Raw genomic sequence first — 18,780 nt, 5'->3', positions numbered from 1 at the left:
AGGGCGTGGTAGGAGCTTGCTTGCAAGCGAATGAGAGCAGGTAACGATTATGCAAAAAGCAAAAACGTTGATGTTGACAGCGCTGGCGCTGGGGCTGGCCGCCTGTAATGGTGGTGAAGACTTTGGTGACGCCAATCTGGGCGGCTGCCCGGCGGGGGGCTCCTGTGTTCCTTCTGCCAAAGGGAGTGTCCTGGTCGAATTGCAGGGCTTGCAGGTCAACAATCTGGGCTATGCCTGCGGGACATCCTTTGCGTACACCAGTGACGAAGAAACGCTCAGCGAAGATGATGGCACTACGATCCCGCCATATAACGCAGTCTGCCCGGAGGGAGCATCCAGTATTGAGTTCTTCCTGGGTAGCAAAACGACCGGGGACTACCGCTTGTCTCTGGGGACGTATTTGCTTCCCAAGCAGCTAACCAAGGGTGCCTATCAAATCACTCTGGCGGATATGGTGAATGCCCCGGAACGGGTGAGTGTCGAGCTGGACGGATCAGACACCACGGCGCCTGTCATCAATCGGCTGGCATTGCTGGAAGCGCTGGATACCGGTGGCGATCCGGATGATCCGATCAGTATCTCTGATGATACCAACGACTATGTGGCATCCAATCCGGATACGCTTCCGGAGAATCGATTTGACTACACGGACTACACGGCATTTCAGACTGCCTGGCAGGGTTTCCTGGATGCGGTAAATGCGCGTGACCCTTCCGTGCTGGGTGCGTTTGATCCAACGGTTTCGACATATCAGTCTCATTTGCGCTCAGGTAATGATCGTTCCCGTGCAGGTCTTTATGCCTTCACCAGCTCTCAGGAGTGCCAATTCGTATCCTCTTCGGATAGTGAAGGCTGCGCCAGTGATGCTGACAGCAGCAAGTACAGTTATACATTTACTAGCCTTGTGCTTCCCGATGGCAGCATTTTGGCTGGCGGCCTGGCCTCCCGTATCACTAACGCTACTGAAGTGGTCAATGATTTTGTGACACTGAAGAGCGGTGACAAAATTGATGATGTTTTGCGCCTTGCCGGTGACGCCTCTTCCAATATCACTTTGAGTGGGCTTGGTGTTGTGACGACCCTGGACTCTAACGGTAATGTTTCTGACCCTGCTTCGGGTGCTACGGATACCGATGCAAGTCTTACTGGACGATTTCTGGGTCAAACCATTTATAACAACAAGGAAGTAAGCGCTGATATTGGCTCTGACTTTCACCTTGATTATCCATCCACGGATTACGAGATTGGAGATGACGAGAAAGGTCTGACCAATGACACTTTGGTTGGCGGAACGGTTAATGATTTTCTCTTTCGTGCGACCAAAACAGGCTATGTACAAGCGGTGCTCAATAGCGGTGTCATGAGTGATGTCGAGGGGGATTACATTGTTCGTTTATATCGGGCATGTATACCGGATGAAAGTGGCTTTGATGATGATTCCATCTGCCGGGTAATTCCCAATGCTGACCAGGAAATTACGCAGGACCCCAATCCTAGTAGCACACCATCCACGAATTATGCTGATTATACGGCATGTACGGCTTTTACAACTGATTCAAATGGTAATTATGTCTGTGGTGCCTGGGATACGGTGGTGGATGTCACGAAAGAGCGTATTCGACATGATGAGCTTGATTCCAGTGGTGTGGATAGTCAGGGAGTCGGCGAGTTCTGTGTCCATATTAGCAGTGCTGGCCTGGTCACCACTGGCGATGATGGCGCCTGTCCGGGAACGACCGGTGGGCTGAAAATCGGTATGGTCACCCGTACTTTTGGCGATGCCGATCTGAAGAGTGCCAATATTTTTATGAGGCTGGCCCCCGGCGCCGCTGATGAGTCGGTAACCCCACATTACAATGCTGAGATTCAGGGACGCATGGATCTCAGAAGTGCAGCTGGCGATGGCTGCAAGCGCTTATTCCGTCTTTCGGATGACAGTTTTGAAGCTGGGGTGCGAGCCGCCTGGGTTGAAGGGGCTTATTTGCCTCGCAAAAAACTGATCGCCGATGGGGATGACGAAACCGATGACGAGCGATATCTGCGTTTCTCATTGGCGAACGGTGCTGTCGAGATGTACAAGGATGACCCTGGTTGCGGGCCGCTTGAAGATAACTGAGCGAAATTGTCAACAATGCCCCTTGAAAGCCTCAGAATAGGGGCGTAAAGTCCGGCCCGGTTGTTAAAATTGTCAACAATCGGGCCGTTTCATGTCTGCCATCACCACGGAAAACACCAGAACGCTTGCCGATCGGGTCTTTGCCCGGCTGCAGGATGATATTGTCCGTGGCGTTATTCCCCCGGGCTCCAAGGTCAGCGAGACCGAGCTGGCCAGTCGCTACGGCGTCAGCCGTGGCCCCCTTCGTGAGGCGATTCGCCGCCTGGAGTCCCGCAAATTACTGGAACGCGAGGTGCATGTGGGCACCCGTGTAGCCTCTCTCAGCTTTGATGATCTGATTGAAATCTACCATGTCCGCGAAGCCCTGGAGGGGATGGCCGCTCGTCTTGCCGCCGAGCACATGACCGACGATGAGGTCCAGGGCCTCAAGGATGTGCTCGGTCAGCACGAGCAGCAGCAGGATCTTCGCGAAGATACCGCCTATTTTCAGCGAGAAGGTGACCTGGACTTCCATTACCGCATTATCCAGGGCAGCCACAACGCCACCCTCAGCCAGATGCTGATTGGTGAGCTCTATCACCTGGTTCGCATGTACCGTTACCAATTCAGCACCGTGGCCAACCGGCCACAAAAGGCCCTCAATGAACACCGGCGCATTATCGAGGCCATTGAAGCCCGTGACGGGGAAATGGCCGAGTTGCTGATGCGACGTCATATCAGCAGTGCCCGCAAGAATATCGAAACCCAGTATCAGGAACAGATAAACACGATGTAGGAGCTTGCTTGCAAGCGAACCGTCTATTCAGATTCGCTTGCAAGCAAGCTCCCACGGAAGACAACGAGGAGATAGTCAATGAGTAAGCTCACCGCCGGCGGCCGCTTCCGCAAAGCACTCGCGGAAGAAAAGCCCCTTCAGATCATGGGCACCATCAATGCCTACGCCGCCATGATGGCCGAGCAAACCGGTTATCGTGCGATTTATCTGTCCGGTGGTGGCGTGGCGAATGCCAGCTACGGCCTGCCAGACCTGGGGATGACCAGCATGAATGATGTGCTGGAAGATGTGCGCCGTATCTCCAGTGCCGTGGAAACTCCGCTGCTGGTGGACATTGATACGGGGTGGGGTGGGGCGTTCAACATTTCCCGCACTGTCAAGGAAATGATCAAGGCCGGCGCCGGTGCCGTGCACCTGGAAGACCAGGTAGCCCAGAAGCGCTGTGGTCATCGCCCGAACAAGGAAATCGTGTCCCAGGAAGAGATGGTGGACCGTGTGAAGGCCGCCGTTGACGGCAAGACAGATGATGATTTCTTCATCATCGCGCGCACCGACGCCTTCCAGAAAGATGGCCTGGAAGCCGCCATCGAGCGCTCCAAAGCCTGCATCGAAGCCGGTGCCGATGGCATCTTCGCTGAAGCCGTTCATACCCTGGAAGATTACAAGGCCTTCAAGGAGGGCCTGGGTGATGTGCCGTTGCTAGCCAATATCACCGAGTTCGGCGCCACGCCGTTGTTCAGCCGTGATGAACTGGCCGACGCGGGTGCCGACATGATCCTGTATCCGCTGAGTGCGTTCCGAGCCATGAACAAGGCGGCCCTGCAGGTATACCAAAGCATTCGTGAAAATGGTCACCAGAAAGAGGTGGTGGACATCATGCAGACACGCATGGAGCTATACGATTTCCTCAACTACCACGACTACGAACAGAAGCTGGATGCGCTTTTCGCTAAAGGCAAGGGCTAAGGGGTAACCCCCCTGTAGGAGACTGCTTGCAGGCGACCATTTTTCGCTTGCAAGCAAGCTCCTACAGAAAGGATGAACAGATCGAACATCGTAGGGCGGAAATGGGCGCTAGCCCATCTCCGCCAGAACCACAGCGGCGGAGACCGGTTTGACCGATTTCACCGCCCCACGGTGACCAGAGATATCGATACACAAGATTAACCAGGAGATAAACAATGGCAGAAGGCAAGAAACTCTCAGGGGCAGGCCTGCGTGGCCAGGTAGCCGGTAAAACCGCGCTTTCCACGGTGGGTGTTTCAGGCTCTGGCCTGACCTATCGCGGTTACGACGTCAAGGACCTGGCGGAGAACTGCCAGTTTGAAGAAGTGGCGCACCTGATCCTCAAGGGGCACCTGCCGACCCAGGCGGAACTGGATGCCTACAAGAGCAAACTCAAGGGCCTGCGCAGCCTGCCTCAGCCGCTGAAGGAAGTCCTGGAGCGCATCCCGGCGGATGCCCATCCCATGGATGTGATCCGCACCGGCTGTTCCATGCTGGGCAACCTGGAGCAGGAAGACACCACGGTAATGGGTGAGTTTCCCACTCAGGAAGCCTGCATTGACCGCATGCTGGCCTGTTTCCCGTCCATCATCTGCTACTGGTACCGCTTCAGCCATGATGGTGTGAAGATCGACGAGAACACCGACGATGATTCCATTGGCGCCCACTTCCTGCACATGCTGCGTGGCGAAAAGCCCAACGAGCTGCATGAGCGTGTGATGAATGTATCCCTGATTCTGTACGCAGAGCACGAGTTCAATGCGTCGACCTTCACCGCCCGTGTGTGTGCCTCGACCCTGTCTGATATTCACAGCTGCATCACCGGCGCCATCGGCACCCTGCGTGGTCCGCTGCACGGTGGCGCCAACGAGGCTGCCATGGACATGATCGAAAAATTCACCGATGCGGAGCATGCCGAGAAGGAAATGATGGGCATGCTGGAGCGCAAGGAAAAGATCATGGGCTTCGGGCACGCCATCTACAGTGAATCCGACCCGCGTAACGCCATCATCAAGCAATGGTCCGAGAAGCTGGCCGCCGACGTGGGCGACACCGTGCTGTATCCGGTTTCCGTGCGCTGTGAAGAGGTGATGTGGCGCGAGAAGAAGCTGTTCTGTAATGCTGACTTCTTCCACGCCTCTGCGTACCACTTCATGGGTATCCCGACCAAGCTGTTCACCCCGATCTTCGTGATGAGCCGTCTGACCGGTTGGGCTGGCCACGTGATGGAACAACGTGCCGATAACCGCATCATTCGCCCGAGTGCCGAGTACACCGGCGAAGAGCTGCGCAAGGTAACCCCGATCGCAGAGCGATAAAAAACAACCCTCTCCCTGCCTCTCTCCCGCAAGTGAGAGAGGGGGCCCTCCAGATAGATGGTTGGGTTTGCTCCCCTCTCCCGCTTGCGGGAGAGGGGTTGGGGGAGAGGGCGCTTTTCCCAGGATTCACATCCAAGAGAACCCCAGGCTATGAACACCGAATATCGCAAGAAGCTTCCCGGCACCCAGCTGGACTATTTCGACACCCGTGCGGCTGTCGACGCCATCCAGCCTGGGGCCTATGACAAACTCCCGTTCACCTCGCGTATCCTCGCTGAGCAGCTGGTACGTCGCTGCAACCCGGCGGATCTCACCGATTCCCTGAAGCAGCTGATCGAGCGCAAGCGCACCATGGATTTCCCCTGGTACCCGGCGCGCGTGGTGTGTCACGACATTCTCGGCCAGACCGCACTGGTTGATCTGGCGGGTCTGCGTGACGCCATCGCCGAGAAGGGCGGTGACCCCTCCAAAGTGAACCCGGTGGTACCGACCCAGCTGATCGTGGATCACTCCCTGGCCGTAGAACACCCGGGTTTCGAGAAAGACGCCTTCCAGAAAAACCGTGACGTGGAAGAACGCCGCAACGCGGACCGCTTCCACTTCATCAACTGGACCAAGACCGCGTTCGATAACGTGGACGTGATCCCGCCGGGTAACGGCATCATGCACCAGATCAACCTGGAGAAGATGTCTCCGGTGGTACAAGTGCGTGACGGTGTCGCCTTTCCGGACACCTGTGTCGGCACCGACAGCCACACCCCCATGGTCGACGCCCTGGGCGTGATCTCCGTGGGCGTGGGTGGCCTGGAAGCTGAAAACGTGATGCTGGGTAACCCGTCCATGATGCGTCTGCCCGACATCGTTGGTGTGGAACTGACTGGCAAACTGAAGCCGGGCATCACGGGTACCGACCTGGTACTGTCCCTGACCGAATTCCTGCGAAAAGAGCGTGTGGTTGGCGCCTACCTGGAATTCTACGGTGAAGGTGCAGACAGCCTGTCCGTGGGCGACCGTGCCACCATCGCCAACATGACCCCGGAATACGGTGCCACCGCCGGCATGTTCTTCATCGATGGACAGACCATCGACTACCTGAAGCTGACCGGCCGTGAAGACGAGCAGGTCGCCCTGGTCGAGACGTTCGCCAAGGAAACCGGCCTGTGGGCGGATAGCCTGAAAGGTGCCGAGTACGAGCGCGTTCTGCACTTTGATCTGTCCAAGGTACAGCGTAACCTGGCTGGTCCATCCAACCCGCATGCACTGCTGCCGGTCTCCGAACTCCACGACCGTGGCATTGCCAAGGAGTGGCAAGAGGAAGAAGGCCTGATGCCCGATGGCGCGGTGATCATCGCGGCTATCACCAGCTGTACCAATACGTCCAATCCGCGCAACATCATTGGCGCCGGCCTGCTGGCCCGTAACGCCAACAAGCTGGGTCTGGTGCGCAAGCCCTGGGTGAAGAGCTCCCTGGCACCGGGTTCCAAGACCGTGAAGATGTACCTGGAAGAATCCGGCCTGCTGCCGGAACTGCAGCAACTGGGCTTCGACGTGGTGGCCTTCGCCTGTACCACCTGTAACGGTATGTCCGGCGCCCTTGATCCCAAGATCCAGAAAGAAGTGATTGACCGTGACCTGTACGCCACGGCGGTACTGTCCGGTAACCGTAACTTCGACGGCCGTATCCACCCCTACGCCAAGCAGGCGTTCCTGGCGTCTCCGCCGCTGGTGGTGGCCTACGCCATCGCCGGCACCATGCGCTTCGATATCGAAAAAGATGCGCTCGGCAAGGACCAGGACGGCAACCCGATCTACCTTAAGGACATCTGGCCTTCTGATGAAGAGATCGATGCCATCGTGAAGTCCGCGGTGAAGCCGGAGCAGTTCCGCAAGACCTACATTCCCATGTTCGAGAAGAAGGGTGACGGTGAGCGCGCAGCCAGCCCGCTGTACGACTGGCGCCCGCAGTCCACCTACATCCGTCGTCCTCCGTACTGGGAAGGCAACATGGCAGGTCAGCGTGAAATGAAAGGCATGCGCCCGCTGGCGATCCTGCCTGACAACATCACCACCGACCACCTGTCCCCGTCCAACGCCATCCTGCTGGACAGCGCCGCCGGCGCCTACCTGCATAAAATGGGTCTGCCGGAAGAGGACTTCAACTCCTACGCCACCCACCGTGGTGACCACCTGACCGCCCAACGCGCCACCCTCGCGAACCCGAAACTGTTCAACGAGATGTGCCGCGATGAAAATGGTGATGTGATCCAGGGCTCCCTGGCTCGAGTGGAGCCGGAAGGTCAGCAGATGCGCATGTGGGAAGCCATCGAGACCTATATGGAGCGTAAGCAGCCGTTGATTATCATCGCGGGTGCGGATTACGGTCAGGGCTCCTCCCGTGACTGGGCCGCCAAGGGCGTGGCGCTGGCCGGCGTGGAAGTGATCGTGGCGGAAGGCTTCGAGCGCATCCACCGTACCAACCTGATTGGCATGGGCGTGATGCCCCTGCAATTCGAGGAAGGAACGACTCGCAAGACACTGGCGCTGGATGGCACCGAGATCTATGACGTAGAGGGCGATCTGGCGCCCCGCGCCAGCCTGACCCTGGTAATCACGCGCAAGAACGGTGACGTGGAGCGCGTGCCGGTGATTTGCCGACTGGACACCGCGGAAGAAGTTTCCGTGTATACCAACGGCGGCATTCTGCAGAAATTCGCCAAGGAGTTCATGGCGGAAGCGAGTTGATAAACCACCCCCTCGCCCTGTCCCTCTCCCACAAGGGGAGAGGGGACCGAATAGAAGGGTTGTCTCAGGGCCGTTGGCCTGGAGTTACGAAAACCTTTCTGGAGAGTCTCCTCTCCCTTGATGGGAGAGGGACAGGGAGAGGGTGAAACACGACCTTAAACAAGGAAGCGACGGTAATGGACTACCGCCACCATTTCGCAAAGGAATTGCGGAAAAACATGACCGACGCCGAGCGTCTGTTATGGCGGCACCTGAGAGCCCGCCGCCTGAATGGCCAGAAATTTCGCCGCCAACAGCCGCTGGGGCCTTACATCGTAGACTTTGTGCACTTCGGAGAAAGGCTCATCGTTGAGGCTGATGGTGGTCAGCATAACGGTAGCCATAAAGATTGGCAGCGTGATGCCTGGCTTCGAGATCAGGGATTCCAGGTGTTACGTTTCTGGAATAATGACATTTTGCAAAATGTGGAAGCGGTATTGGCTGTGATATTCAATGCCGTTACCCCCTCTCCCTGTCCCTCTCCCGCTAGGGGCGAGGGAACCGAGTAGATATCTTCGGTTTAGACCCCTCTCCCCTGGCGGGAGAGGGGTTGGGGAGAGGGGGCATCTGCAACTCAAAGGAACAACCATGGCTCATGCACCTCAAATCAAAATCCCCGCCACCTACATGCGTGGCGGCACCAGCAAGGGCGTTTTCTTCAGCCTCACCGACCTGCCCGAAGCCGCCCAGGTCCCGGGCGTTGCCCGTGATAAGATCCTGCTGCGGGTGATCGGCAGCCCTGATCCCTACGGCAAGCAAACTGACGGCATGGGTGGCGCCACCTCCAGCACCAGCAAAACGGTCATCCTGGCCAAAAGCGAAAAGGCGGATCACGATGTGGACTACCTGTTCGGTCAGGTCTCCATCGACAAGCCGTTCGTGGACTGGAGCGGTAACTGCGGCAACCTGACGGCGGCCGTCGGCTCCTTCGCTATCAGTAATGGTCTGGTCGCCGCGGATCGCATTCCGGAAAACGGCATCGCGGTGGTGCGTATCTGGCAGGTCAATATCCAGAAAACCATCGTCGCCCACGTACCGATCACCAATGGTGAAGTCCAGGAAACCGGTGACTTCGAGCTGGACGGCGTGACCTTCCCGGCGGCAGAGGTGCAGGTGGACTTTATGGACCCGGCAGACGGGGAGGGCGCCATGTTCCCCACCGGCAATGTGGTTGATGAGCTGGAAGTCCCTGGCGTGGGCACCTTCCCGGCCACCATGATCAATGCGGGCATCCCCACTGTTTTCGTGAATGCGGAAGATATCGGTTACACCGGTACCGAGTTGCAGGGCGACATCAACGAAAACAAGGACGCCCTGGCCATGTTCGAGACCATCCGCGCCTACGGCGCCAAGCGCATGGGCCTGATCGAGAACATCGAAGAAGCCGAAGCTCGCCAACACACCCCCAAGGTGGCTTTTGTCGCCAAACCAAAGACCTACACGGCGTCCAGCGGCAAGCAAATCGGTGAAGGGGATATCGACCTGCTGGTGCGTGCGCTGTCCATGGGGAAACTGCACCACGCCATGATGGGCACCGCGGCGGTGGCCATCGCCAGTGCCTCAGCGGTACCGGGCACGCTGGTGAACCTGGCTGCCGGTGGTGGGGAACGTGACAGTGTCACCTTCGGCCATCCTTCCGGCACCCTTCGCGTCGGCGCCGGTGCCACACAGGTTGACGGCCAGTGGACCGCCACCAAGGCCAGCATGAGCCGCAGTGCCCGTGTACTGATGGAAGGCAACGTGCGCATCCCCGGCGACTGTTTCTGATATCCTCCAGCAGCCGTCCATGAGCACCTCTTGGCAGGTAAAGGCCTGTCCTCCCCCTCAATGAGGGGGAGCTAGAGGGGGTGCGCCCCTGTCTTGACCCTCCCCCAAAAGCCTTTCAGTCTGGTAATGCGTCAAAGCCAGCCAGGGAGGCACCCGTATGTCCGTCAACGCCGATCAGAATGAACGCCCGGATTACGACCCGGAGATCCAGGCGATTGTCGACTATGTTCGTGATTATCGCGTGGACTCCAGCGAAGCCTGGGAAACCGCCCGCCTATGTCTGATGGATAGCCTCGGGTGTGCCATGCTGGCGTTGCGTTACCCGGAATGCACCAAGCATCTCGGCCCCCTGGTGGAAGGGACGCAGGTGCCGTTGGGGGGCAGGGTTCCGGGCACCCCCTATCGACTGGACCCGATCAAGGCCGCCTGGGACATCGGCGCCATGATTCGCTGGCTGGATTTCAACGATACCTGGTTGGCGGCGGAGTGGGGGCACCCCTCGGATAATCTGGGTGCCATCCTGGCCGTCGCCGACCATCAATCACAGAGGAACCGGGCACAGGGCAGGGCGCCGCTCTCCATGGCCACCGTGCTGGAGGCCATGATCAAGGCCCACGAAATTCAGGGGGTGCTGGCGCTGGAGAACAGCTTCAACCGGGTCGGGCTGGATCATGTGGTGCTGGTCAAGGTGGCATCCACCGCCGTGGCGGCCTGGTTGATGGGTGCCAACCGCGAGCAGATGCTGTCGGCGGTTTCCCACGCCTGGGTCGATGGCCAGTCACTGCGTACCTACCGCCATGCGCCCAATGCGGGTTCCAGAAAGTCCTGGGCGGCCGGTGATGCCAGCAGCCGGGCGGTACGCCTGGCAGATATGGCGTTGCGGGGTGAAATGGGCGTACCTGGCGCCCTGAGCGCGCCCCAGTGGGGCTTTTACGACGTGCTTTTCTCCACCACCAACAAGGATCTGGCACTCAAGCCTGAGGAAGAGCGCCGCTTTCGCTTTACGCGCCAGTACGGCAGCTATGTGATGGAAAACATCCTCTTCAAGCTGAGCTTTCCGGCGGAATTCCATGCCCAGACCGCCTGTGAGGCGGCGGTCACATTACACCCGCAGGTCCGTGACCGCCTCCAGGACATTGACCGCATCGTTATCAGCACCCAGGAATCCGCCATTCGAATCATCTCCAAACAGGGCAACCTGGCCAACCCGGCAGATCGCGATCACTGCCTACAATATATGGTCGCGGTACCTTTGATCTTTGGCGCACTGACCGCTGATCATTACGAAGACGCTTTCCACCAGGCCAATCAGCTGATTGACCAGCTGCGCAGCAAAATGACGGTAGAAGAAAACCCGCGCTACAGCCGCGATTACCTGGACCCGGAAAAGCGCTCCATTGCCAATGCCGTCCAGGTCTGGTTTGCCGATGGATCATGCACCGACAACGTCGAAGTTGAGTACCCCATTGGCCACCGCCGACGCCGGGAAGAGGGCCGACCGGTGCTGGAGAGCAAGTTCAGCCATAACCTGGCAACAGTCTTCCCGGCCCACCGCACGCAACAACTGAAAACCCTGTGCAACGAACCAACAAACCTGGCAGAAACCCCCGTCGACCAGTTCATGGCGGCTTGGTCTCTGTAGGGGAGGGGGATGTAGGAGCGACGCTAGAGTCGCGAACCTGCTCGCGACCACATTCATTCGCGACTCAAGCGTCGCTCCTACCAAAGATGAGACGCCCTGGTCCCCATCGTAGGAGCTTGCCAGCAAGCGAACCCGCAGGCTACCGAGCCGATCCCGAGCACACGACGCATGTGCACTTTGGTAACACGCCGGGCCAAAGTGCACATTTGGTCATATTTGAGACGATATCAGAATAAAGTGTCATGCTGATATCTGCGCAAGTCACTGAAAATTAAGCCAAAGTTTCCGCAACCCTTTCGTTGTAGTTATGTTAACGAATGTTGCCGCAAATGTTGCAGCCGTGTACTCTTTATTCCAAACGTTAACAAATGTCAGCCAAACAAGGCCGACAACCTATTAGAACAACAACGAGGTGTCTGTGCGGCGCAACAACCTCCTTCCTTACACAGTACTGGCTGCGGTGCTCTCATTGAGTGCCGGGCCGGTCTGTGCGCTTACCGAACTTGATGATACGTCGCTGTCCAAGGTGCAGGGGGCTGGTTTGGCCTTTGCATTCGATAATTTCAGCATGCGCTTTGCGCCGACCAGTTTTATTGAGCTGACTGGCACTACGGCACAGGGCTCTGGTTGGCAGCGTGGTGACGCCCGTTACTATGGTTTGTCCATTACCAATGGCAAGAATAGTGCCGGTACGGATTGGTATGGTAACGGTTGTAGCACCAGTGGGGTGGGCGGGGCGCTTTCCTGCCCCATTGGTAGTGGTAACCCCAATAATTCGGACGGAGTCACGCAAAACCCTTTCGGTATTGGTGCGGCTGCTTCAGTTTATGATCCTTACGTCCTTCGTGTCTTCCAATACAAAGGCTATGACTTTCAAGGGACTTATCTGAATGGCGACACAGGCAAGGAAATGCCTACCATCCTTGAGTTGATAGGGCCTAGCCATACGGAAAAATGGCGTTGGAGCTTCTGGGGTGAGCTTGAAGTGAACCGTCAGGTCGGAGCGGCAAGCGCCGATCTTGGCGCTCCTAATTGCTCGTCGGGTGGCACTGATTGCGCCAATTTCTTGCAGAGTCAGACCATCATCCGAGGTAAGCCAGTTACAAAAGATGGCCAACCAGCAATATTGAGGTTAATGCAAACCGCTGACACCGAAGCGAACAAGACTCTTGGTATTACTTATCAGAGCGCACTGTCTGGTGATTTCCGGTTCTCGGTAAGGCAAACTGGCAATTCTCCTGACGCATTACATTGGGTGCCTGATTTCCAGGATAATGAGGGTGTGTACTTTAAAAATGTTGATGCCTTCCTGCCTCTCGGCACACTTCACTATCAGGCCATAACCTTGGATGCACTAAGGGATGGAAGTGGGAACGCAACGGGTGATTTTGTTATTGAGCTCACTCAAATCCCCAATATTCCTGAAATTTACAATAACTTCTACTGTGGTGATGTCGGCAACAGCGGTGACTGTGCATTAAATGCGGATGGCTCCATTCAAAACCCGAACACGAAAACAGCGGGGTACGTTCGGTGGGGTGACTTCACAGGGGTTAATACCACGACGGGTGTGGGTCTTCCCGATGCGACAACAACCAATAACGGTATGTATTTTGTTGGTGGTACGAGCGGCTGTACTGCAGGTAGTACCTGCAATAGCGCGGCTGTGACCAATATAGGCATTTCCCGTATCGAAGGTATGCGAATACACCATCTGAAAATTACAACCTTGGGGGCTGCCCCATGAAGCTTAAAACAAATTGGTCAATTTTTTTTCTCGGCAGCTTGATCTCCTTTGCCCCAACAATGCTTTTCGCTCAGTCGCTCCAACCTTTAAGTGAAGAGGAATTGGGCGCTGTTACAGGCCAAAAGGGTATCCTGGTGAGCATGGAGTATTACTTCAATAGCTCCCCCGACGACGACTCTAATACAGGCTTCAACGAGGCGGGTGCACCCATAGCCGGCGCAGATGGTTGTAGCACGCCAAACGGTGGCTCCAGCCTGGAGAACATGAATTGTCGATTTGGAATCCAGCTTAAAAACAGGGAAACGGAGTGGCTGGTAGCAAAGAATGGCTATGCATCTCTCGTAGTCAATAAACTTAGCCTTGATGCATCTAAGCTTAATGAATCAAGGGGTAGCAGTAAAACGGGGTGGTTTGATCCAGCAACCTTTCAGGATCCGGATCACAATTGTTTGCTCGAAACAGGATGTAGCGCCGCAAGCATTGCCGCATTAGCGGGCCTTCGTACTAGTTACCCGAATACCGGCGGGAGTTACGATTCTTCGTCAAAAACAGTGACTGGTTATAGTGATGCCCGTTTTGGTATGTATTTCGAGGGGTTGGCAGTGGAGCCAAACAGTGCGGTGAATGTTCAGGATGGCTGGAGTCGCGGGAACATCAACGGTTCATTTATGGGCTTGAAAATTGCTGATAATAATGGCTACCAAGCTGGCATTGCCTTCGGTGGTGACTTCTATATGTATGGGTTTTGATCGGATGCGAAATGACATGAGAAAAAAAATTGTCACGATTCTGGCTGTCCTATCGCTGATGGTTATAGCAAAAGCCCAGGCAATGACAGAGCTAAAGGATCATCAATTATCACTGGTGACAGGCCAGGCACTTATTGAAATGGGAAAGCAGTTCCAGCCAGGAGGAACCTCTTCCGAGGGGATTTCTTATAACGGGATGACTTTCTATAAAGCTGGGTTAAATGCGAAGCTTGATCTTAACCTTAATATCGACAAATTGCAGCTGGGTTGTACGTCAGGCGTGATGAATGGGCAACATTGCGACATTGACATTGATCATCTCAGCCTAAGTGGCATGGACAACTCTGCCAGTCGTGCCGGTAGTTCTGCGACCCTGACAAAGCCATATTTTGAGTTCGCAGTAAAAAATGATCAATCACGAACACTACGAGAAATTACAGGTATTAGGATGAGTGCGGAGCAGGCCGCTGGCCTTTTGTCGATGGGCACCGAAAATTCCACAACACCTAATGGATTGAATACTTTTTCCGGTTACATGAATGTGCAGTCAGATGAAGCTAGTGGTCAGATTCATGGCTTGGCGCATACATCATCTGCCTACTTCAATGCAGCAACGTATCCTGTTGAAGGGAAAATGGTTGTTTTCAATGCAAGTGGGCTCTGGGCTGAATTTAAAACAACGAATGGTGGCTTTAATATTCCTGCAATGAGCGGGCTCCCATTTACAGCTGATGCCATTTCGGTTAATGGCAAGAGAATAACCTCATTGCCGATTAATACGACCATATCGGTTCCGACAATATATCTTGATAATAGCTATCCGAGTTCGGGCCAAGTGTCTGGCACTGGGGCATCGCAAACCGTACAAACTCAAGGCGGGCCAATTGACGCAAAAGTTACTGATTGTTCATTTTTTGCCTGCTTAGTCGCACCAGAAGGGCGTACATTTACAAATGTATTCATGTCCGGCTCAATTGAAAATATGAAGGCGGATGTGACCATCAATCAAGGTCTTGGGTATATTCATAGCTTGCCTGTAGATTCACCCTTTTACCTTTCATTTCAAAAGGAACCCGTAAATTGGCCAGATTCTGCCAATGCTGATGTGGCGCGCCAAGGGTGGTGGATGTCATTTAAAAATGAAGTGAATTTGGGCAGTGTGAATCCGGTCGCCCCTATCGATGTGGCAACTCTTTTCCCGCAAATTGCCGCTCAGGTCGGAAGTTATTTATCAAATCACCCTGCTAATACCAATGATATTGGTGGGGTTATTGGTGGGGATGGCTTAGATGTGGATATTGGTAATGTTCAAGTCCCCAATCCTTTGAATCTGACTCTCACGGATCTTCAACTTTCCGGGCAAAACTTTCACCCAAACTGTTTTGGTTCGGCTAAATTCTGCTAATTGATTCTATTGATTCGGTGCTATGGGATTGCAATTACAGGTGGTAGAAGTGACTGCAAATAAAAAGAGTAATAAGTTTAAAGCTTCATCCTTGATGATGGTTTTATCAGTCATTGTTGTGCCTGGATATGCGATGCAGGGGCTCTCCGAAAAAGAAATGGGCTCAGTGACCGGCAGAGATGGCATAACGGTAAGTTTGCAAAGCGAAACGGGGATATCCGCTGACCAAATCAAATGGACAATGAATCCTGGCGATAGCGCCCTGGAAAACTCCTTGCGTATTGGCAAGGCTAACAACGCTAGCGATTCTTTTAAGCTAATCCCTATTGACCCCAATGGTGCAGCTGCCACTCACGCTTTGGATATCGCGCTGGCTATTGATGCCTATACAAACTCTGACGGTCGTGCTGGTCTCGGTCTTGATGCAACTTGGAACCGTATGCGGATGCAGATGGATAGCGTGTCCGTATCAGACGATACGCGTTCTTTTGGTAGCCTTGCGATAGATTCTGCGGGTCGTTTTGCCTTGTTTGGTGATGGCGGCCTATTCAATTCAAGTACAGATAAAGCACGCCTTATTCTTAACATTGGTAATGTGGACGCCAGTGGAGCAACACCGACGGATTGGACCGTGGCCAACCCCGGGCAAATTTTCTACAAGATGACGGACACCGGTGCGCAGCTGGATAATTTTGCCTTTTTGCTGGATATGCATGAGGGGACGGTAGGTATTGACAGTGATGGACTGATTGTTCAAAGCGCGCCTGGCACCCGTACCGACTTCAACTTGACATTCGACGTCCTGGCCAATGCGGCAACCCCCTTTGAAGTTAATAGCAGCTCCTTGCCGTTGCTTTATTTCGGGTGGCGCGGGGGGCTCGATGATTTCTTGTTTAACCTTAAATCCCAGGGAATTACACTTTCAGATGGAACCTTATCCCAAGGTATAACAACGTCAATTGGTTTCAATCTCGCCAGTGATTTTCAATTTGTCGCTGGTGAAGCCGGTGGTGACCATTCTTATCTTGAGTTTACCAAGCCGCAAAGCCTTTATAAGGCAGCTGATCCAGATAAAAAGAAAGATGTTGAATTTGGTTCTATTGCTCTTGGTGCTATCCCTGCCGGCTATGCGGTCGGCAATATTTGCTATGGTGGCACTAATGGGGTTGGCCAGCTGACATGCGGCTCGGGATCACAAACACCGGTGATGGGTGCCCAGCAATCCCTTGGCTTTACCTCAACAGATTCAGGCCTTGCTCTAGTAGCGCGTGATTGGGGGTTGCATGCTTACTCATCAGGCGTTTCTTACAGAGATGGAACCAACTCAGCCTGGGATGTGGATAATGAAAACTGGGCACTTATATATACGTTGGGCGATCTCAATAGCAATATGTACCTTTATCCTCAGAGCGGGGCGGGAATAAAGATGGATGTTATTACCGCCATTCAGACGTTAGGGACAACACCGGAAGATCGCTGGAAAAATGGTACCAACTTCATGATCGGTGATACGGATAAGAATCTGGCTATCGGCATCATGGGGGCAGACCTTCTCTTTGCTGCCAAGGGCATGGATATCGGCCTTGGCTTGTATGCTGGTGGTCTGAAGTTTTCTTCTGATCAGGGCGTCCGACTACAGGCGCGGGGCATGTTCGGGGGTGGCGATATTCCCTACATGGAGTCGCCGGTTAACGGCAGTTATATTGACGTGAATCTCGAGATGGACGACTTCGCATTCAGCATTTTGCCCGCGCTGTCTCGGGATGCCGTGCTTTTTGGCGGCTTCTTGAGCTTTGCCAACCTGAACAACAGCTTTTCCAATGAAACATATGGAGCGGGCGGTAATCATAATGGCCATGATGACGGCACTTATATCTCGCTCGCAGAGCCGCATTTTGACAAGCTTGATGCGGATCTCCGGCTTGCTGATATAACGGGTGATGTGGAAATTCCTTACAGAGATACATTGGCTAATGCTGACGAAGCAAAAGGTGGAGTGATCAACTTGATCCCGGCTTCTGACGACGCCACGAATCACAAACCCAGGCTCCGTATAGAGAACCGCATGCTGGTTGGCACTGCTGCGACCAAGCCGGGTGGCGGGGCCGGAGATCCTCTGGAGATCGGACGGGTTGAATTTGGAGGGAAGGATCTCGGCTCAATGATTATTCCCTCAGCGCATATTTACTCGTCAATTACGCTTGAGCAACAGGATTGATACATCAAAGCAATTAGAAATTCGAGCTTTGAGGTATTAGCGAGCCCCGCCATGAGAGCGGGGCTTTTATTGGTTATTGAGCGCGGGATACGTTCTGGAATTTTAAAGATTGCGAGCTGCTTAATTGTTAAGTGACGAGCGGCAGTATCGCTTGCAGGCAAGCTCCTACAAGAACAGGCGTTACTGCAAGCGCCGCTTCAACCCCTTCATCGCCAGCACCCGTGTGCTGATTTCCTCAATCGATAACTCGGTGGCATCCAGATAGGGAATGCCATGCTTGTTGTACATGGCTTCCAGGCCGCGTAGTTCCATGTCGCACTGGCGCAGGGAGGCATAGCGGCTGCCGGCTTTTCGTTCGCTGCGGATGGCGCTGAGGCGTTCGGCGTTGATGGTCAGGCCGAACAGCTTGTCTTTATGCTCGACCAGTGATTTGGGCAGGCGCAGGTCGTCGAAGTCATCCTCGGTGAGCGGGTAGTTGGCGGTGAACAGGCCAAACTGCAGGGCCAGATACAGGCAGGTGGGGGTTTTGCCGGAGCGGGAAACGCCGATCAGGATGACATCGGCCTGATCGTAATGGCGGGTGCGGGCGCCATCATCGTTGTCCAGGGCAAAGTGCACGGCGTTGATGCGAATGCGGTAGGACTCGGCGTCGCGGATGGCGTGGCTCTGGTTGATCTTGTGGTTGGAACGCACGCCCAGCTCGTCTTCCAGCGGATTGAGAAAGGCGCCAAACAAATCCAGCACCAGGCCCTCACAATCATGCAACAGGGCGCGGTGATCACTGTTGACCAGGGTGGAAAATACCACCGGCTTTTCGCCGTCTTCCCGGGCGGCCTTGTTGATGCGCGCCACGGCTTCGCGGGTCTGCTCATCCGATTGCACGAAGGGCAGGGTGATCTGCACGAACTCGATGTCCCCGAACTGACTGAGCATGCTATGACCCAGGGTTTCTGCGGTGATGCCGGTGCCATCAGAGAGGTAGAAGGCCGTTCTTTTCATGGGGTCCTGCCGTTTTTGTATAGGGGCTGGCATTGCAATGCACCCTTCGCGTGCGAGCACGCTCCCACAATAAAATGCAGGGGCGTTTACGGGTAGCTGCCTGGCAATGCGTAAGTCATTGTTTTCAATGGTGACAGTCTGGCAGGCTGTTGAAAAGCCCATTGTGTGCTGTTCACTTAAGCTTTTAAGCCCCTCTCCCCTTGCGGGAGAGGGGTGGGGGAGAGGGGGACGTGACAGCTCGATCAATGATAAGTCAT

General features: G+C 54.9%; 13 protein-coding genes. 12 read left to right on the top strand and 1 reads right to left on the bottom strand.

Annotation, left to right across the window (positions count from 1 at the left end):
- Positions 1-49: 49 nt before the first annotated feature.
- The 12 genes from A11A3_RS10645 (at position 50) to A11A3_RS10605 (ending at position 17,524) form a co-directional block, all read left to right on the top strand.
- Entirely contained in the window at positions 50-2,116 is a 2,067-nt protein-coding gene (locus tag A11A3_RS10645) for a hypothetical protein (RefSeq protein ID WP_008929305.1), read from the top strand.
- A 91-nt stretch (positions 2,117-2,207) separates the two neighbouring features.
- Positions 2,208-2,891 carry a GntR family transcriptional regulator gene (locus tag A11A3_RS10640; protein WP_008929304.1) on the top strand — a complete coding sequence of 228 codons (684 nt, stop codon included), beginning with the start codon at positions 2,208-2,210 and terminating at the stop codon, positions 2,889-2,891.
- A gap of 78 nt (positions 2,892-2,969) precedes the next feature.
- Positions 2,970-3,857 carry a methylisocitrate lyase gene (prpB, locus tag A11A3_RS10635; RefSeq protein ID WP_008929303.1) on the top strand — a complete coding sequence of 296 codons (888 nt, stop codon included), beginning with the start codon at positions 2,970-2,972 and terminating at the stop codon, positions 3,855-3,857.
- Between the two features lie 215 nt (positions 3,858-4,072).
- Positions 4,073-5,215 carry a bifunctional 2-methylcitrate synthase/citrate synthase gene (gene prpC / locus A11A3_RS10630; RefSeq protein ID WP_008929302.1) on the top strand — a complete coding sequence of 381 codons (1,143 nt, stop codon included), beginning with the start codon at positions 4,073-4,075 and terminating at the stop codon, positions 5,213-5,215.
- A 150-nt stretch (positions 5,216-5,365) separates the two neighbouring features.
- Positions 5,366-7,957, top strand: coding sequence for a Fe/S-dependent 2-methylisocitrate dehydratase AcnD (gene acnD, locus A11A3_RS10625; RefSeq protein ID WP_008929301.1), 2,592 nt, complete (start codon positions 5,366-5,368; stop codon positions 7,955-7,957).
- 176 nt (positions 7,958-8,133) lie between these two features.
- Positions 8,134-8,505, top strand: coding sequence for an endonuclease domain-containing protein (locus A11A3_RS17450; RefSeq protein WP_008929300.1), 372 nt, complete (start codon positions 8,134-8,136; stop codon positions 8,503-8,505).
- 79 nt (positions 8,506-8,584) lie between these two features.
- Positions 8,585-9,763: a 2-methylaconitate cis-trans isomerase PrpF gene (gene prpF / locus A11A3_RS10620; RefSeq protein ID WP_008929299.1), complete on the top strand. Its 1,179-nt coding sequence runs from the start codon at positions 8,585-8,587 to the stop codon at positions 9,761-9,763.
- A 157-nt stretch (positions 9,764-9,920) separates the two neighbouring features.
- Positions 9,921-11,405 carry a bifunctional 2-methylcitrate dehydratase/aconitate hydratase gene (locus A11A3_RS10615; RefSeq protein ID WP_008929298.1) on the top strand — a complete coding sequence of 495 codons (1,485 nt, stop codon included), beginning with the start codon at positions 9,921-9,923 and terminating at the stop codon, positions 11,403-11,405.
- Positions 11,406-11,823: 418 nt separating this feature from the next.
- Complete coding sequence (locus A11A3_RS17740) at positions 11,824-13,152, top strand: hypothetical protein (protein WP_157375597.1); 1,329 nt, start codon at positions 11,824-11,826, stop codon at positions 13,150-13,152.
- Entirely contained in the window at positions 13,149-13,901 is a 753-nt protein-coding gene (locus A11A3_RS10610; RefSeq protein WP_008929297.1) for a hypothetical protein, read from the top strand. Before A11A3_RS17740 ends, A11A3_RS10610 begins: the two co-directional genes overlap by 4 nt.
- Positions 13,846-15,306, top strand: a complete 1,461-nt coding sequence (locus A11A3_RS17735) for a hypothetical protein (RefSeq protein WP_162136914.1) — start codon at positions 13,846-13,848, stop codon at positions 15,304-15,306. The genes A11A3_RS10610 and A11A3_RS17735 overlap by 56 nt, the downstream gene beginning before the upstream one ends.
- Positions 15,307-15,328: 22 nt before the next feature.
- Positions 15,329-17,524, top strand: coding sequence for a DUF6160 family protein (locus tag A11A3_RS10605; RefSeq protein ID WP_157375591.1), 2,196 nt, complete (start codon positions 15,329-15,331; stop codon positions 17,522-17,524).
- A gap of 180 nt (positions 17,525-17,704) precedes the next feature.
- Here the strand turns inward: A11A3_RS10605 and ppsR are convergent, their stop codons facing one another.
- Complete coding sequence (gene ppsR / locus A11A3_RS10600) at positions 17,705-18,523, bottom strand: posphoenolpyruvate synthetase regulatory kinase/phosphorylase PpsR (protein WP_008929295.1); 819 nt, start codon at positions 18,521-18,523, stop codon at positions 17,705-17,707.
- Positions 18,524-18,780 lie beyond the last annotated feature (257 nt).

It is taken from the genome of Alcanivorax hongdengensis A-11-3, assembly GCF_000300995.1.
Taxonomy (GTDB): domain Bacteria; phylum Pseudomonadota; class Gammaproteobacteria; order Pseudomonadales; family Alcanivoracaceae; genus Alcanivorax; species Alcanivorax hongdengensis.
The sequence above is the reverse complement of the archived record's forward strand: the minus strand, read 5'-3'. Positions and strand labels throughout refer to the sequence as shown.

What these genes read in the sequence shown, in the direction of transcription:
- A11A3_RS10645 (WP_008929305.1), top strand. Translation starts at nt 50, where the DNA reads ATGCAAAAAGCAAAAACGTTGATGTTGACAGCGCTGGCGCTGGGGCTG.
- A11A3_RS10610 (WP_008929297.1), top strand. Translation starts at nt 13,149, where the DNA reads ATGAAGCTTAAAACAAATTGGTCAATTTTTTTTCTCGGCAGCTTGATC.
- prpC (WP_008929302.1), top strand. Translation starts at nt 4,073, where the DNA reads ATGGCAGAAGGCAAGAAACTCTCAGGGGCAGGCCTGCGTGGCCAGGTA.
- A11A3_RS10605 (WP_157375591.1), top strand. Translation starts at nt 15,329, where the DNA reads ATGGGATTGCAATTACAGGTGGTAGAAGTGACTGCAAATAAAAAGAGT.
- A11A3_RS10640 (WP_008929304.1), top strand. Translation starts at nt 2,208, where the DNA reads ATGTCTGCCATCACCACGGAAAACACCAGAACGCTTGCCGATCGGGTC.
- A11A3_RS17450 (WP_008929300.1), top strand. Translation starts at nt 8,134, where the DNA reads ATGGACTACCGCCACCATTTCGCAAAGGAATTGCGGAAAAACATGACC.
- acnD (WP_008929301.1), top strand. Translation starts at nt 5,366, where the DNA reads ATGAACACCGAATATCGCAAGAAGCTTCCCGGCACCCAGCTGGACTAT.
- A11A3_RS17735 (WP_162136914.1), top strand. Translation starts at nt 13,846, where the DNA reads ATGGCTACCAAGCTGGCATTGCCTTCGGTGGTGACTTCTATATGTATG.
- prpB (WP_008929303.1), top strand. Translation starts at nt 2,970, where the DNA reads ATGAGTAAGCTCACCGCCGGCGGCCGCTTCCGCAAAGCACTCGCGGAA.
- prpF (WP_008929299.1), top strand. Translation starts at nt 8,585, where the DNA reads ATGGCTCATGCACCTCAAATCAAAATCCCCGCCACCTACATGCGTGGC.
- A11A3_RS10615 (WP_008929298.1), top strand. Translation starts at nt 9,921, where the DNA reads ATGTCCGTCAACGCCGATCAGAATGAACGCCCGGATTACGACCCGGAG.
- ppsR (WP_008929295.1), bottom strand. Translation starts at nt 18,523, where the DNA reads ATGAAAAGAACGGCCTTCTACCTCTCTGATGGCACCGGCATCACCGCA.